General features: G+C 34.8%; 20 protein-coding genes, 2 tRNA genes and 1 riboswitch. Of the genes, 5 read left to right on the forward strand and 17 right to left on the reverse strand.

Annotated elements, in window-relative coordinates; genetic code table 11:
• The first annotated feature begins 39 nt into the window (after positions 1-39).
• Both FEZ13_RS05005 and tatA read left to right on the forward strand, forming a co-directional pair.
• Positions 40-561, forward strand: coding sequence for a hypothetical protein (locus FEZ13_RS05005; RefSeq protein ID WP_146551698.1), 522 nt, complete (start codon positions 40-42; stop codon positions 559-561).
• Between the two features lie 235 nt (positions 562-796).
• Positions 797-1000, forward strand: a complete 204-nt coding sequence (gene tatA / locus FEZ13_RS05010; protein ID WP_146548849.1) for a twin-arginine translocase TatA/TatE family subunit — start codon at positions 797-799, stop codon at positions 998-1000.
• A gap of 159 nt (positions 1001-1159) precedes the next feature.
• Here tatA and FEZ13_RS19360 read toward each other — a convergent pair whose 3' ends face one another.
• Positions 1160-1333 carry a hypothetical protein gene (locus tag FEZ13_RS19360; protein ID WP_186725773.1) on the reverse strand — a complete coding sequence of 58 codons (174 nt, stop codon included), beginning with the start codon at positions 1331-1333 and terminating at the stop codon, positions 1160-1162.
• A gap of 160 nt (positions 1334-1493) precedes the next feature.
• Between FEZ13_RS19360 and FEZ13_RS05015 the strand changes: the two genes are divergently transcribed.
• Positions 1494-2384 (forward strand): ComEC/Rec2 family competence protein, encoded by an 891-nt coding sequence (locus FEZ13_RS05015; RefSeq protein ID WP_146551699.1) that lies wholly within the window; start codon positions 1494-1496, stop codon positions 2382-2384.
• Positions 2385-2600: a DUF3006 domain-containing protein gene (locus FEZ13_RS05020; protein WP_146551700.1), complete on the forward strand. Its 216-nt coding sequence runs from the start codon at positions 2385-2387 to the stop codon at positions 2598-2600. It begins immediately after the preceding gene.
• A gap of 351 nt (positions 2601-2951) precedes the next feature.
• On the opposite strand, the gene FEZ13_RS05025 is transcribed toward FEZ13_RS05020, so the two are convergent.
• The 9 genes from FEZ13_RS05025 to FEZ13_RS05060 form a co-directional block, all read right to left on the reverse strand.
• Positions 2952-3024 (reverse strand) — tRNA-Phe (locus tag FEZ13_RS05025).
• A gap of 104 nt (positions 3025-3128) precedes the next feature.
• Positions 3129-3200 (reverse strand) — tRNA-Gly (locus tag FEZ13_RS05030).
• Between the two features lie 298 nt (positions 3201-3498).
• Complete coding sequence (locus tag FEZ13_RS05035; protein WP_146549937.1) at positions 3499-3876, reverse strand: PH domain-containing protein; 378 nt, start codon at positions 3874-3876, stop codon at positions 3499-3501.
• 111 nt (positions 3877-3987) lie between these two features.
• A complete protein-coding gene (locus FEZ13_RS05040; protein ID WP_370467618.1) occupies positions 3988-5595 on the reverse strand; it encodes a M20/M25/M40 family metallo-hydrolase in 1608 nt (535 codons plus the stop codon).
• A gap of 779 nt (positions 5596-6374) precedes the next feature.
• Entirely contained in the window at positions 6375-6596 is a 222-nt protein-coding gene (locus tag FEZ13_RS05045; protein ID WP_146551702.1) for a hypothetical protein, read from the reverse strand.
• 413 nt (positions 6597-7009) lie between these two features.
• Entirely contained in the window at positions 7010-7195 is a 186-nt protein-coding gene (locus FEZ13_RS05050) for a hypothetical protein (RefSeq protein WP_146548855.1), read from the reverse strand.
• A gap of 200 nt (positions 7196-7395) precedes the next feature.
• A riboswitch (cobalamin riboswitch) is annotated at positions 7396-7578 on the reverse strand.
• Between the two features lie 110 nt (positions 7579-7688).
• On the reverse strand, positions 7689-7829 hold the full coding sequence (locus FEZ13_RS19365; RefSeq protein WP_186725774.1) for a hypothetical protein: 141 nt from the start codon (positions 7827-7829) through the stop codon (positions 7689-7691).
• 38 nt (positions 7830-7867) lie between these two features.
• A complete protein-coding gene (locus FEZ13_RS05055; protein WP_255473049.1) occupies positions 7868-8482 on the reverse strand; it encodes a YdhK family protein in 615 nt (204 codons plus the stop codon).
• A 317-nt stretch (positions 8483-8799) separates the two neighbouring features.
• Entirely contained in the window at positions 8800-9462 is a 663-nt protein-coding gene (locus tag FEZ13_RS05060) for a reverse transcriptase-like protein (protein ID WP_146551703.1), read from the reverse strand.
• 188 nt (positions 9463-9650) lie between these two features.
• Here FEZ13_RS05060 and FEZ13_RS05065 point away from each other — a divergent pair, with 188 nt between their 5' ends.
• On the forward strand, positions 9651-9833 hold the full coding sequence (locus tag FEZ13_RS05065; RefSeq protein ID WP_146551704.1) for a hypothetical protein: 183 nt from the start codon (positions 9651-9653) through the stop codon (positions 9831-9833).
• A 439-nt stretch (positions 9834-10272) separates the two neighbouring features.
• On the opposite strand, the gene FEZ13_RS19950 is transcribed toward FEZ13_RS05065, so the two are convergent.
• The 7 genes from FEZ13_RS19950 to FEZ13_RS05100 form a co-directional block, all read right to left on the reverse strand.
• A complete protein-coding gene (locus FEZ13_RS19950; protein ID WP_255473050.1) occupies positions 10273-10566 on the reverse strand; it encodes a class I SAM-dependent methyltransferase in 294 nt (97 codons plus the stop codon).
• 222 nt (positions 10567-10788) lie between these two features.
• The gene (locus FEZ13_RS05075) at positions 10789-11760 is read right to left on the reverse strand and encodes an NAD(P)H-dependent flavin oxidoreductase (protein WP_146551705.1); all 972 of its coding nucleotides are present in this window, start codon (positions 11758-11760) and stop codon (positions 10789-10791) included.
• 113 nt (positions 11761-11873) lie between these two features.
• A complete protein-coding gene (locus FEZ13_RS05080) occupies positions 11874-12605 on the reverse strand; it encodes an ABC transporter permease (protein WP_146551706.1) in 732 nt (243 codons plus the stop codon).
• Positions 12605-13315 (reverse strand): ABC transporter permease, encoded by a 711-nt coding sequence (locus tag FEZ13_RS05085; RefSeq protein WP_146551707.1) that lies wholly within the window; start codon positions 13313-13315, stop codon positions 12605-12607. Before FEZ13_RS05085 ends, FEZ13_RS05080 begins: the two co-directional genes overlap by 1 nt.
• Positions 13316-13317: 2 nt before the next feature.
• A complete protein-coding gene (locus tag FEZ13_RS05090; RefSeq protein ID WP_146551708.1) occupies positions 13318-14223 on the reverse strand; it encodes an ABC transporter ATP-binding protein in 906 nt (301 codons plus the stop codon).
• A 332-nt stretch (positions 14224-14555) separates the two neighbouring features.
• Complete coding sequence (locus FEZ13_RS05095; protein ID WP_146551709.1) at positions 14556-15908, reverse strand: HAMP domain-containing sensor histidine kinase; 1353 nt, start codon at positions 15906-15908, stop codon at positions 14556-14558.
• Complete coding sequence (locus FEZ13_RS05100; protein ID WP_146551710.1) at positions 15905-16573, reverse strand: response regulator transcription factor; 669 nt, start codon at positions 16571-16573, stop codon at positions 15905-15907. The genes FEZ13_RS05095 and FEZ13_RS05100 overlap by 4 nt, the downstream gene beginning before the upstream one ends.
• Between the last annotated feature and the right edge of the window lie 159 nt (positions 16574-16732).

Genomic DNA, 16732 nt, shown 5'->3' on the forward strand with positions numbered 1-16732 from the left:
TATAATGAAACGATTATATCAATGGAGGACTTATAACGTATGAAACAAAGTGAACTACGTAAGCGAATGTTTCGCAATGAAGATCATATAAAATATTTAGACGCAGATTTACGTGTGCTACAAGCAAAATTCGATATTGAATTTACACGTTTTCTAAAAAAAATCGGTTTAATCGATTATGATGATATTTTCGAAAAGAAGGCAACCATCGGTAAACTCTTTCAAGACCTGCCTGAAAGCAGTCCTATTAAGAAAGCCTATGAAAAACATTTCAAGCATTTTCTTGCGGAAATGTTTTTCAATCTATCCATCGAAAATGATCATTTTAAAATAGAAGTATTCATAAACAATGATGAATATATCGTTTTAGATGAAGATAAAGCAAAGATTAAACCATTGATTGAAGATATTCATAAAGCAATTGAAGAAATCCAAGTGGAGTATATGGCTATTCAACAAAAATATGTCGATATGCGTTATAATTTAATGGAATCGGCAGAGGATTTAACGACAGAAAAAAATAAGATTCAAAGCGAATTACAAAAAACACAGCTTGGATAATATCTTTACTTATAAAGTGAAGCTTCTAGTGGGGTTTTCTTCATCCCCCATTGTGCGTTGATTATTTTACAGGCAGTGATCTCCCTTCCCTATTCACCATGTATTACTAAAAATTTGTAGTGAAAGGATACTGCCTGTTCATGTGGATAAAGAAATTTAAAAACGATTTGTTTTTCTTTTGCTATTCAGTGGTATACTATATATACGAAATCTTAATAGTTGGGAGGTTTTTGTCGTGGGACTTTCAAGTATCGGTGTGCCCGGATTAATCATTATTTTAGTCATTGCATTGATTGTATTCGGACCTTCCAAATTGCCACAAATCGGTAGAGCTGCTGGTGATACGATTCGTGAATTTAAAAACTCTACACAAGAACTTAGAGATGATGTTTCACCAACCAAAAAATCTGATGACAACAAATCTACATCAGACAAATAATCATATGTGAAAGAGCAAGGCAAGATTGCCGACAAAGTCATAACTTTGTCGGTATTTTTATGTCTTCTAATGGCTATAAAGCTACTAAATAAGACAAAACGCAAATAGAATAAGACAGATATTGCCTTGAACCTCTACTGACTAAAGTCGCAAGTATTCTCAGCTATTCGATAAAGTGAAGCTCCCATCAGTGGGGTTTTCTTCATACCCTATTGAAATAGAAGAACGAAAATGAAAAGCGCCACGTCCTGTGGCAACACCTGAGTGACCAACATCCTGCCCCCCGAACCAATCGGGCGAATACGGCAGTTGATTCCCGCCTATCTTTCTCATTTCTCTCTAAACTTTGAGGTGGGGGGCTTACTACCCTTTAACGCGGGATAAAAATGTTGATCCATTCTAATTGAAAAACATTGCACAATTCCCTTTTTATATACAAACATTTGTTCTTATACAGCATTTCATGTTAAAATACTGCTAGGAGGAATTTTTTATGAAAATCAAACTTAGAATACTTTTCACTCTTTTTAGCATCCTACTGCTGACAGGATGTACAATTACATTAAACGAAGCCGATTCATCCGACACTTCAGAGACAAAGCCTGTTACTTCAGCAAATGATCAAGTCTTTGTACATATTATAGATATAGGACAAGGTGATTCAATTTTTATCCAAACACCGAAAGAAAACATCGTGATTGATGGTGGGAACAAAGGAAAAGGTGAAACAGTCATCGATTATTTAAAGGAGCATGGTGTAAAACAGCTAGATGCCGTCATTTCCACACATCCAGACGCTGATCATATCGGCGGATTAGCTGATATCATTAATGCTTTTCCTGTTCAATCTGTTTATGCACCACGTATTACACATACAACCGTTGCATATCGTAACTTTTTACAATCTGTAAAAGCTCAAGGATTAAAAATAAAAGTAGCTAAAAAAGATGTTCAAATACCTGTAAGTGAACAATCCCTTGATCTACATTTTATTGGACCTACAAAAAATTACAGCAAAAATGACTTAAATGACTGGAGTGCTGTATTGCTGATGCAACATGGTGACAAGAAATTCTTATTTACAGGTGATGCTGAAACACAAGCCGAAGAAGATATGTTGGAAGCTGGTATTGTCCCTAAAGTGGATGTATTAAAAGTTAGTCATCATGGGGCGAGAGAGGCTTCTAATTCAGACTTTTTAGCAGTGGCAAAACCTACTTATGCCGCAATTAGTGTTGGTAAGGATAATCGTTATGGTCACCCAACAGCTGAAGCCTTACATCGTTTAAAAACTATTCATGCAAAAATCTATCGAACTGATCAACATGGAACAATTGTCTTTACTTCAAATGGTACTAAAATTTCCGTAAAGGTGGAGAGATAAATGCAAAAAGGCATTATTGACCGTTTTGAAGGGGATTTCGCGATCATTGAAATTGGTGATCATACAATCGACATCCCTAAGTCAAAATTACCTATAAATGTTAATGTTGGCGATCAAGTGATGATTGATGGAAAAACCATTACATTGGATTCTGAAGGTACAAAAAAATTAAGAGCTGAAATCGATGCACTAGCAGATGATTTATTTGAAGAATAATATTTTTCGACAAATGTTGATTGCTTTCCAAACAAACATTTGATACTATTATTACACATAAGTTTTATTTAAAAATATCATAATTAGAAGAGAAATCATGATGATTTCTCTCTCTTTTTATTTAGACTTATTGTTGATGACACAGCTACCTTTTACAGAAGACTTCTCGGTAAATCCTCGTTTGTATTAAAAACGATCGCCACACATACAAGGATATCAGAAACACATTTTCCTGCTTTTATACTGGTTTTGCCGATGATCAACTACAATATTTAAAATAGAGCCCTTTTATAAAATTTTCAAACCCAAAAAGAGATATTCAGCCAAATTCTGAATATCTCTTTCTTCTTATGGGTCGGGACAGAATCGAACTGCCGACACTTAGAGCTTCAATCTAATGCTCTACCAACTGAGCTACCGACCCGATATGGAAAATGAAAAGCGGATTTGCCACCATATTTGAAACATTAGATGGTTTGTTTCCAAACCCAATCCTTTCAACCGCATTGGATGCTCTTCCATTTGTGAAGCGGAAGACGGGGCTCGAACCCGCGACCCTCACCTTGGGAAGGTGATGTTCTACCACTGAACTACTTCCGCAAAATTATAATCATATATCTTTTCGACAACTAATATTATAGCACTGAATATTTATAATGGCTAGTATCCTATATAAACTTTCCAATTTTTTTCTGAACTCTTTTAGGTTCCTAAATCAAAACTACACACGGTGAGGATTCCTTCATCCCTCACTGTGTGTAAGTTGATGCAGGCTTGTTAATATCTATTGATCATCTTTTTGAAGCTTGGAGAGTAGGAGTCTTGCTACCAATTAGGTAGGATAAACTAATAGCCTATGGTAAGCATCCAGTTTAAATATATTAGATGTTACAGTCGTTTATTTTAATACATAATCTGCTAGAACACTTTGGATTTTATAGATATCTAATGTTTTATTGAATCTTTTTTGAATAGGCTCTGTACCATTCGATAACCATATTTTCAGCTCTGCTTCGAGATCAAAAGTACCCGCTGTTTCAACAGAGAAGTGCGTAACGCTCCTATATGGAATGGAATGGTATTCGATTTTTTTACCAGTGACCCCCTGCTTATCAATTAAAAGCAAACGTTTATCTGTAAATACAAACATATCTCGGATCAATTTATAAGCTTGCTCTACCCTTTCACTTTTGCCTAATAATTTTTTCACTTCAGATTCGATTGCATTCAAATTGACTTCTGATGCATTTCCTATTAGACCATCGAATAACCCCAGCACAACTCCTCCTCTTTCTCATCTTCTTCTTTCACATTATCATCTCAATATAGCTCAGCATCGTTAAAAAATTATTTTTTTTATCACATTCTATTAAAGATGATTCCTGCATTATTCCACGACTTGAATGCTTTTGCTGACATATTTTAATAATTCGTATAATAATTCAGGCATTTCTTCAAAAGCACTTTTGACATGTAATCGTTCGGAAATTTGATGAGCGTCTTTACCATATGGGCCTACATTTAAAACAGGTGCTGAAAACTGCGACATTTCTTGAAATGGAATATCATATGTTTCACCCCATACCGGTGTATTTTTCTCATATGCTTTCCAATCTTTATCTACACGAAATTGACAATAGCTTAAATCACAAATGCCATTAAAGTAATGAATTTGTTCAAGAGGGATATTGTATTTCTTGGCTTCTTCAAGTAAAAGTGAAATAGCACCTTGTATCAACAAATGATTGGATGAATTGGCTGGTGGATAGTAAGGTGGTGCAAAAAGTAATATGACTGCAGGTGCCAATTCCCGACAATGGATCAATAATTGATCTGCAATTCGCAATGACCTTTCACGATCATCATAGGATTCATTGGCTATAATAAGTGTTTTTAGCTCATTTACCTTTTCTGTCCCCAGTTTTTTTACTGCATACGCGTACAATTCTTCAAATCGTATGACACTAATCGTCCCAATGGTAGAGACCCCTTGTTTTTGACAAATGGCTTCATAACGCGACTGACACTTTGCCATCGCTTCTTTTGCTACTTCCTCAAAGATGTCCATGATTTCACCTGCACTACGTTTCATCAAGAAAACATTGTACATGGTCATAGCACGATATGGCGTTTGTGTCGAATATTGATCCTTTAAATCTTTTAACTGTAGTGAAACTGGGAGCGGTGTCAGCTCTCCGAAGTCTTCTTCACAAAATTTATCATTCCATTCCATCTCTGCTGTTAGAAAAGCACTCATAAATGGTGCAGTGATTCCTTTTAACGGTTCCCCAACATGAGTTTCTTTTCCGTAGAAAAGAGCTGCCGGCATAATCTTACCGATTGTCCCCGAATAGACATATTCCTTTAAGTCGGCAGGACCTTGTGAAAAAGATGGTTCGCTATTTAAAAATAATATAAATGTTAAATCTTGTTTCTTTTGTAATTCTGATATATGCTTCACTGCTTGCCGCATGCCTGCAGAATTCACTTCTTCATCAGGTACGGTGACAAGTAGAAGATTTATAGGCCATTCTTCCATTATGGCTGTTTCTACCAATTGCAAATGCAACGCTAAACCCATTTTCATATCCATGACACCGCGACCAAATAAGTAATCTCCACTTGCCAAATCCTTTTTAGCCGATACATTCAGCATGCTCGGGTCCGCTCTGAAAGCATTTGTTAACTCTTCCGGCATGGTCGCTAAAGGCATAAACGAACCATACTCTTCAATCTGAACTGTATCAAAATGGCTGATTAATACAACTGTTTCCTCAACATTTGGATTTTTATATAAAGCTGACACTAGTTGCCTCTCATGGTCAACATCACAAAAAGTTAAATACGATGGATGATCTACAAAATATTGAAGTTGCTGCAATTTTGCCTGAAGCTTCTTCGAAAATTGTTGCTCCCCTTTTGTTAATGTCTGACTTTCCCAACTTACAAGCTCACAAAGCAATGCACGTAATTTTTCCGGTGTATCCCACATCATTTCCCCCACCATCCTTTAAAAATTATGAAATTATCTTGCAGTATTCTTCCTATTGCTCCTAAATTTCCATCCGAAAGAACACCATAAAAAGGAAATAGTACAGTTTGAATATACGTGAGTTTTACTATATAGTCAATGTTCAGAAATCTGACATATCATAATTTTTCTAACATAAAACGTTAGATTTAATTTAATTTTATCTTTTTATTCTATTTAAAATCATTTGATCATTTAAAATTGTACTATCACAGCAATTAAATGTAATAAAATATAACATTTTAATAAATTTTTATCTATTAATGATGCTATCCAAAGATCTTATTTTGGGATTTTTCCCCATTCATTCACAAATTCTTTATAAATATCATCCAATGTAAAAACTTTTTTATCCATTAATTTACACTAATTGAATACTATTTGTCGAATAGAAAAGCACCTACGATAACGTAAGTGCTTAAATGTAAAATTATTTTTACCAATACAAAAGTTGCCACTAGAAGTTGTTTTGAAATACGCCCGCAGAAACAATTATAGGGCCACAAAGCCTAATTTCGCCACGTCCTGTGGCAACGGATTCACATCTGTCGCTTACGCTTTCGATGCGGAAGAAAATCTGGAATCAACACCCAAGGAGCTTGAGGCCAAGCCCATGAAAAGCGCCGTATGTAGCGGAACAAAATTTCTGAATATTAATGCTCATATAGATGTAAAATGTTCGCATTTCTTATCTGAATTTTGCATTATGAAATTGATTCAAATATACAAATAAAGTTTTATTTTCATAAATTCTGATTTTTATTTCTTCTTTCAATTCTTTTTATAATTTCATTAAGTCTTATTAGTAAAGTAATAATTACACCTAATATAGCAACATTTAAAATATTCATAAGAATGATTACTTCTGATGCAGTTGGGGCACCTTGACCTATTTGCAAAATCACAATTCCTAATATACAACAAAAGGCAAAAATTAAAATAGCAATTGATATATATCGTTGCATTGGAAAATCCACCTTTTTTATACAAGTATACTATTTATTTATCAATTGCACAATGAAAATTTTATACAATTATGTTTATAGACTAATTTAATCTGATTGGGTCTCAATCAAAATTGATAGTGATATTTGCTAAGAGGCGTGTTGATTATTTAATTTCCTCTATAAATAAGATCCTAGAACAACTTAAAGAACGGGATCTACAACTTCACCGCCCACTGTCCTGTTGTCTAGAAGCATCAACGCGGATGGTGACTTTTGAAAATTGGCGCAGGCAAACACAAGTACATTCTAGTTACGATAGTCTTTTGCATGATATAATGACAAATGAACAAAGCCACATGAAACAATTGAATATGTTTCATGTGTCCTAATTTACTTTTGTACAAATTTTTTATAAGATCATTGCTTAATGATTATGCTCCAACAATCTCATGTTTTACTTTTAAATAAGCATAATTAATATTCAAATACTGTTCTTCATGATTTTGAATCAAATCACACGCTATTTCTTTCAATGTTTTCGGATGGTCCATTCCCATCGAAAGCATAATGCTGTCTTTCATGATTTGTTCATACTTGGTGACAATTTCGTGATCCATTAATCTCTCTCCCTTTCTCATTAAAAAACACATCCCTCTATAATTTGAAGGATGTGTTATGAAAAGCTTGCTCGTTTATACGACTTCCGCCATAGCCAAATAAGCCCTCTATTTTTGAGTGCAATTTGCGGCTTTGTCGTACAATGAGCATGCAGAAGATATTCTGTCACACTCTACACCTCCTATCCTCGTAGGTATTATGGCTGTACTCGGAAAAGGCAGGTCTCCTGGCTTATCTTCTTCACTCATCGCACCTTCCCATTTTCACAGTGGTTTTGCGATTTGCTCCAAATTACAGTTGCGGGACAGCGTCGGATTCACACCGATCTTCCCTTTTAAACAAATCAAAAAAAATGATTTGTACCTTTTTCGTCATATTCCGTTTCTATGATTATAACATATTATTAAGAGTTGGTTATAATTTATTATTTTAAAGTACGTACTCTTTCGGGAATAATGCTTTGCATAAACTATTATAAATTATAAGATACTGCTACCAATAGAAACCGTTGAACGTTTTGATGTCTTTCAAATTATATTGTTTAAATTCTGCTTCACTTAATTTATAAAGCAAATCACTTTCTAAAAGAAGTCTATTAGAATAAATATGAATACGTTTTATCAAAAATAGCATGCTAAGATAGCTCCTAACATGCTATTATTTTAGGGTCATTATGATTGATCTGCTTCTATTTCGCTTTCGATTAGCCACTTATGGTTTTTAACCTCACTAGTACCATTCGTTGGCTTATAATTAATCATATAAACGGTTGTATGAATCCCTGATTCGACGGTTGCCATCGCACCTTTCATACCGGGTAGATGATCCGCTTCAAGCGTTACCTTTGCACCTGGTTGGAGTATTTTTTCTTGCGGTTTCTTTATTTCTTCTTGAATCACCCATTTATGATTTTTTACTTCTTCACCACCCGTTGTAGGTTCATAAGTAACCGCGTAAGCATTCGTATTATAAGCACCAACAATTGTGCCCTTTGCACCTTTTATACCTGCCATGTGGTCTGCTTGTATGATGACTTGACTCCCCACTGGATACGTAGGATTTTGAGCCTTTTTCACTCCCTTAGGAACAATTCCAGAATTGGTATGGTTCACATGGTTATTGCCTTCCGCTACAGACTGTTTTTCATCCATACTTAAGTCGTCATCTGGTGCTAAATTTACATTTTTATTGGTATCCATATTTTCACCCTTTAAGACATTACCACAGCCATATAAAGTCATAAAGGCCATAAAAATTAAGATACCTATTCTATATTTGTTTTTCATATGCTTCCTCCAAATAAATGCTAAGTTTTATCATGCGTGATGATCCAATGTGTTATCCATAACAATAAGCATCTGTGAACTGAAAAATTATGGCCTTGTGATTGGTCAATTATATTCCTTTTTTTCAGTAAACATGTCTGATATGTTTACTGAAATATTTTTCCATTCTTTAAAAAAGTATTCCCCATAATCCATGGTTTAAACATATTGAAGCATACATAAAATCTTAGCAAGAGGAAAAAACAAATAGCACAAACCTTGATTTGTGGTTTGTGCTACTCATGTTCCTATATTTCAAATTATCTGATGAACGTATCTTATTCTGCCAATAATTCCGTTTGCGCAATAATTTCTATTCCATGGATTGCTTGTGTAGCGAGGTGATCTGCCTCTGTATTAATTTTTCGTGACACATGTTCATATTTAGGATGAATGCCCAAATCCTTTAGTTTGTTATCGATACGATCAGCCCAGCTTAATAATTCTGGTTCCAATACTGCCCACTCACCATTCATTTGATTGATGACAACTTGTGAATCCCCGATAAAACGCACTTTCATATTTTGGACATTTAATAATTCGAGTTCCGTAATACTCAGCTGAAGTGCCGCATATTCAGATTCATTATTCGATTTGAGCCCCACTGTTTGGGCATTTTTTCGGACTCGAAACGGCTTGCCATTTTGTTCAAAATAGATGGCACAACCTAATCCTGCGATGGCAGTTTGTCGGTCATAACCACCATCAAAATAAACGATAACATTATGTGGTTCTCCCTCGATCTCCGTTAAATAATGTTTCATTTCTTTCATCGTCCACGAACTATCATACTGATCTGTGAATGTAATCGTTTTTGCTCGCCCCATTTTGTCGATATCTTGAGCTACTTTATACGCTTGTTCCGCTGGCATTTCATCTGAACGAAAAACGGTTTCTATTCCTTTTGATGTTCGATATATCCATTCAATCATAACATTCATCCTAAAGCCTCCACTATCTTCATCTATACGCGCCTGTTATATATAGGGTCATTTTCTCCATTGTCGATATAATTTATGAAATTTTTTTGCTAATTGAGACGGTTCTACTCATAGGGTAAGACTCCACGGGAAAATCTTCTATCTATGGAAGAAGAGTTTCTATTCTAAAAAGTGACTCTTCTATCTACATGAAATATTCTCTTATCCTTGGAAAATTACCTCCTATCCACGGAAGAAGAGCTTCTATCCACGGAAGTGACTCCTCTATCCATGGGAAATACCCTTTCATCCACGGAACATGGCCTTCTATCCACGGAAGAATGAATTGTATCCACGAACAAAAATATTTACGTCACCAATTGCTTCTTTAGAACTCAGAATAGTTGAGATTTTTTTCAAAATAAAGAGCGACCAGAGGCTTTACCCTCGTTTGGAAACCGTTAATTTATGGGCTGCCGCGGCCTACACTCATTCAATAGGGATTAAAATCGCTTTCATCTTGCCACACCTATAAAGATCTGGATCTGGATAAAATAGGCTTGAACCATCCGTCCCCTTGAATTCCGATATTACCCATATATATATTTTATGTTGAAATAACAAAAATGCCGCCACAATGAGAAAGCGGATAGAAATCGCACCGGCAAAAAGTGTTCAGAATAGAAGAAAGTTCTTCATCAACGAAATAGAATTCATCTTCATCCCAATCATCTATACTATTCTTTCTACAATTTTCCAGCTGTTTCCTTGTTGCAAAGGCAATATCACCGATGAATAGCTTCCCATCCTTCTTAAGGGATAATAAATTTTTTATAAAAGGACCTTTTCTTCATCTATTAAATGATGCAAAGCATAGGTACTAACGATCGAATCATACTTGTGTCCTTTAAAAAAATCGGGCAACCCTTTTGAAATATCCCACTCCATCAAATTGACTTGTGGCATTTTCACCTGTGCAATTTCAATCATCTTTGGTGAAAAATCAATTCCATCTATATTATGCCCATCTTCATATAACTTTGCTGTCAATACAGCCGTTCCAAGACCTATATTTAGCACATTTGAGTGTTTCTTTTGCATCACTTTGTTGTAAATAGTATTCAATATTTCTTTATACCCAGCGAAAGGATATCGTTCATTTTCTTCACTTTGTTGTACTGTTTGGTCATAATGATTCGCCCATTAATGATTCGCCCATAAGTCAAATCCTGTTTTGTTTAACAATTAACATTCCTCTAATTGTTCGAGTGAATCATCAAGCAATGCAGCATTTTTTAATTCATTATTCATGTAAAATGCACTTTATGTTTAGGCGTACAGAACTTTTTAGATAGTGCCACCGAATATTTCATCAAGGCGTTTCCGACCTATGGTAGCTGATTGAATCATATCATCTATTAGTTGTTGTACTGTTGGCACATCATGGATTAATCCCATTACTTGACCTGCCCAACCAAAGCCGCTTTCCACATTGCCATCATAAATATAATGCTGATTGGCTTTCCCACTAATATCGTTTTTTAAGTCTTCATACGTCGCACCTTCAAGTTCTTTTTGAATAATTGCTTCCGTAAATTGGGACTTAATCGCCCGTGCAGGAGCTCCTAACGATCTTTTGATCACAACGGTGTCTGTTTCTTTGCCATTTAATAAGGCTTGTTTATAAGTATCACTAGCATGTATACATTCTTGTGTTGCAATAAAACGCGTTCCCATCTCAACACCTTCAGCTCCCAGTGCTAGAGCGGCAAGCAATCCCCTTCCATCTCCAATGCCTCCACTGGCCAGCACTGGAATAGAAACCGATTCAACAACTCTTGGTACGAGCACCATTGTTCCAATATCATCACGCCCAAGATGACCGCCACCTTCTTGCCCTACAGCCATTACAATATCGGCACCCAGTGCTTCAGCCTTTTGTGCTTGTCGTACACCAGAAACAAGTACAAGCGAATGAATATCTTCATCTTTCAAACGCTCTAATACAGGCTGCGGATTACCTCCAGTTATTGAAATAGCAGAAACCTTTTCTTCGATGGCAACTTCCAACAAATGCTCATACTTTCCTTCATGTCTTGAAATCGCAAAATTGACGCCGAATGGTCGATCCGTCAGCGAACGTGTCTTATGAATCTCTGCTCTAAGCTTTTCAGGTGTACCTAATGTTGCTGCAGTAATTTGACCAAGTCCGCCTGCATTTGAAACAGCCGCGGCCAATTCAGCATATGCTAAATAAGCCAATCCCCCTTGAACAATTGGATAGTTTACTCCTAGAATTTCCGTCACGCGTGTTTTCAAACATGACACCCCCATGATCAATGTATTAATATCAAAACCTCTACTAATCATTATAAGGAATTTTTTGCTATTTTCACACAGTTTTTTATTTAGATAGGTTTTCTAATATTTGGCTAAACTGATTTTTGTTGAAAATAAAAATATCCCCCAAAGAATAGTAAAATAAATCCCCCTCCTACGACCATTATTAATTGCTGCCATGGAATGAAAAAAACATCATTCATATTTCCGCTCATATACATCATCGAAAAAGGTTGTGCCCACAGATAGTAAGGACCAAAATGTTCTGAATTGATAGCTAATATAGAAGGTAAAGTAAAGATCACATTGATTGCAAATGGTGCCGCAAAACTACTGAACAAGATGGACATCCACAATTGAAAAGCGACTAATGGTAATGTGGCAACCCATCCACCTAAAATGCTTTTCCAAACAATTCCTAAAGGGAAAGGATCACTAAAACCTCTTATAGACCCCACCGCAAATATTGCACATAGATATAAAAGTTGAATAATCAAAATAAGTAGGGTTAATACGATATATTTAGCCACAAATACTTGCCCTCTTGTAACAGGTAACGCTAAAAGTTGTTTCCAGCCTCCTGCTTGATGTTCATATCTACAGATGAGGGTCGCCAACACACCGCTTATAAGAGGTAATAGTAACAATGCATATGTTAAATTCATATACAATAATATTTGATACCACGCATTTACTTTCACATCATCATCTAAAATAGGCGTTTTTAATCCTGTAGCGAACCCGATTAGTGGGCCAACTAAAATGATCCAAATGATTTTGGATTTACGTAATTTAAACCATTCAGATTGTATAATAGTGATCATTATTTCACGTCCCTTCTATTAAAATCGAGCATACCAGCAACATAAAAAACGATACCAACACTGATTCCAAGCACAACATTAAGCAAAGGACTCTCCCATTTATTTTCCAATGATGACCATTTCCAAATTACCCAATCAGGTAAAGCTGAACTCCAAAAAACAAATATTGTACCTATAATCCCTGTAGTAATTGGAATCCCTTGATTTTGACTAACAACAGCAACCCATAATTGTAATGCTAATACTGGCAATGCAGCTAAAAAAGGATAAAAACTATATTGAAGTATCCCTCTATATGGTATCGGCTTTCCTAAATCAAGAAAAATTCCAAATCCAAGTGTAAAGATCATTAATAAACATGATGAAAAAAATAACAAACTAAAAACGACTGTAAATTTTGATAGATAGACGCTCCATTTTGTAACAGGTAATGCCAATAATTGTTTCCAAGAGCTTGTTTCATCTTCTACACTCGCCATTAAGGATGTTAAAATAGCTATTCCCAATATCATCGCTAAAGGTGTAAATGAATGGACATTGTCTAAAAAGTATTCCCAATCATTATCGCTTTGCTTTAAAAGATAATCTTTCCGAACACCATAATTAACCATTTGCATTAAAACAACACCAAACGGTCCTAATAATGTTAAAAGCCAAAAACCCTTTCGCTTTATTTTAAGAAATTCTATCACAATTAGATTTCGAATCATCCTTATTTCTCTCCCCTCGTCATTTGAAGGAAGATTTCTTCTAATGATCTTTTTTGTTCTTCAACTCGATAGATCGAAATTCCGCTATGAACAAGCGTTTCAACAGTTTGGGCTACCTTTTCATTTGAACAATCAGATAGTTCAATACCTCCATTTTTATATGTCGCTTTTATCCCTTTCGCTCGTAATAATGTCCATGCTTTCTCGCCATCACTAACAGTCAGCAATACATTCTGCTGTGCATGATATCGCATAGCATTAATAGAATCTTGGAAGATTAGCTTTCCTTTATTTAGAATACCAACAGTTGTTGCCATTTGATCAATTTCAGACAATAAATGGCTTGAAATAAGGACCGTCATTCCATATTTGGTTGGAAGACTTTTGATCAGCTCCCGTATTTCAATAATTCCAGATGGATCTAATCCATTTGTCGGTTCATCCAAGATAAGGAGCTCTGGATGATTTAACAATGCTGCTGCAATTCCTAACCGTTGCTTCATTCCTAGTGAAAACCCTTTCACTTTCTTGTTACTTACTTCTGTTAATCGTACAATTTCTAATACTTCGTGAATCCTTGATGGGGACACATCTAAAATTTTCCGTATTGCTTCCAAATTCTCATATGCAGTCAAATGAGGATAATAAGATGGATTTTCAACTAATGATCCTACCTTATGTAATATCTCAATCTTTTCTTTTTTTAGATTTTTATTAAAAATATAGATATCACCAGCAGTTGGTTTCATCAAGCCTAAAAGCATACGAATTGTGGTTGTCTTTCCTGCTCCATTTGGCCCTAAAAATCCATATATTTCTCCTTTAGGTATTTTCAACTCTATGCCATCAACCGCAAATTCTTTTCCAAATTTTTTTGATAAATTTTTTGTATGTGCAACATACTTCATTTTCCTCACCTCTTCACTAATCTTAGAAAAAGAAGGTTAAAACGAAGTAGAAAGAAAGTTTAAATTTAGTTTAAATTATGGCTAGCTAGAATATATAGTGTATAACAAAAATGTAAAATATTAATATTTCTATATAGATGAAATTTTTTCTAGAAAGTCTTAAATCTATTCCCATCTAGTGAGGTTATGTATTTTCTGTAAATCACCATACAAGCCTTTGCTTAGTTGTATTAACTCAAAAACTCCAAGAGCATCTCTAAATGAAAAGCTCATATTAGCGTAAAATGGACTTGGATTGAAGCTGATCCCGAGTCCATTTTCTTTTTACTAATTTAGTAATATTTCTTAATTGTAATCGTTGTTCCACTACTAGTAGAATCAATATCCCATTTAAGATTCATATTTTGTATCATTAAATCTACAATGGATAATCCAATCCCTACTCCTTTTTCTTCCGATTGGTTGTTCATCCCTTTTCCATGGTCAGTAATGATAATTGCATCATATTGTGTTGTTGATACAGTTTTCACTTGAACAAATAATCCATTCTTAGCATGACGAAGGACATTTTGAAGGACATTATCCAGTATTCGTCCCAACCAAATTGGATCAACATACCATTGTGAGTTTTTAAATGTATGTAATTCTACATCAATCATAAATCCTTCTTTTTCTAATACAGGATACCAACCGGCTATACATTCACGGACTTGTCGAACAACATCTACTTCAACAGGATCAAATTTATATTTACTCGCCATTAATAATGTATATGACATTAAGTTTTCGATCAGATGATCAATCTGTTGAACTGATTTTTCTAATGCTCTTATAGCATTTTTCCCTTTTTGTGATAGGTTTTCCTTGTCAATCGTGTATGTTTGTGCGCGTATTTTCGTTAGAGGTGTTCGTAAGTCATGTGAGAGGTCTGCCATTAATTGTCTTCTTAATTGCTCTTCCTTTTGTTCACGTTGCTTACTTTCTCTCAACTCTACAACCATTTGGTTAAAAGTCTGTTCGAGCTGCCCAATTTCATCACCCTTGCCAAGTGGAATCTCTATTGGAAGCTGATCAACATCCCGAATGTTCATAGCATCTTGTAAATATAGTAATCTCTTTCGGATACCTCTAAAAAAGAAGAATGAAATAACAATAAAAAGAAGAATAATCGCTAACATAATAATACTTAATAGTGTTCCATATTTTTCATTTGCCTTTGCAATGGGAGGATTAAACGTTTTTCGGGGGATCTGTAATACAACAAAACCATGAGAATCATTTTTTCCTACAAATGCAATAACTGTAAATGGATCACTTGCATAACTTTCTTTCATAAATTTTGCCGTATATGTTGAATCCCATCTGTTTGGCATTTGGTGTTTCACATTGAATTTTTCTGACAAAACACCATTTGAATTAACCCAAAACATGGATGCTTCTGAATACTTCTTTTTCCATTTATCAAACAGAGCAAGAATGTTTTTGGGGATGTCTTTGTCAATATGTTTTGCAGATTCATGCCAATTCTCTTCAACCACTTCTGGACTATTTGCTTTGCTATTTTCTATATGATCTATATGGACAAATAATATGGCCATAGCGATGTAAGCAATTTGAACAATTGAGATTGCTGTCAAAATGATCAACATATATTTTGCTAATAATGAACGAAAGAATTTTTTCATTGTTTCACCCTATACCCAATTCCACGAATGGTTTCAATAATAGTTGGTTTTGCTGGATTCTCTTCAATCTTCTCCCGTAGGTAGCGGATATGAACCATTAATGTCTTGTCACCTTCTATATAGGATTCTCCCCAAACTCCCTCATAAAGTTGTTCTTTTGTTAATATCTGATTTAAATGACGGATAAAATACTGAAATAAATAATATTGCTTACCCGTTAATTGAATTTCTTCATTATTCTTTTGATTGATGATTTGTAAATCTTTTGTATAAATTTTAAGATGACCTATTTGCAAAATATCCTCACTCTTTTGAAATCTTCTTAGTAATACTTCAATACGTGCTGCGAGTTCATCTGGATGAAAGGGTTTTGTTAGATAATCATCTGCAAAACTAAGACCCTCTATTTTATCCTCAATGGCTGTACGAGCAGAAAGCATAAGTATTGGAAAATTACTATCCTCTTTTTTAATACGTCTACCGATTGAAAAGCCATCTAAACCTGGTAGCATGACATCCAAAATGCCAATATCTGTTGAAGAAAGATATTTTTCAATTTCATTGCCTGATTCTAACCAAGTAACTTTATACCCTCTTTCTTTTAAATCATTGGCAATCCAACTACCAATTTCAATTTCATCTTCTATGTATAATATGTGAACCATCATTTACACCTCAACTATTAAAATTTCATCTTTAGTAAGTAAATTTTCGGATACTATTAGTTACATCTTACCAGAATTTAGATTATTTTATAAAAATATTTACTGTCCATTGTCTTTTATGCACTCAAAATATTACAAATGATTATTCCTCCCTCTATA

This window comes from Rummeliibacillus sp. SL167 (assembly GCF_007896505.1).
GTDB lineage: Bacteria > Bacillota > Bacilli > Bacillales_A > Planococcaceae > Rummeliibacillus > Rummeliibacillus suwonensis.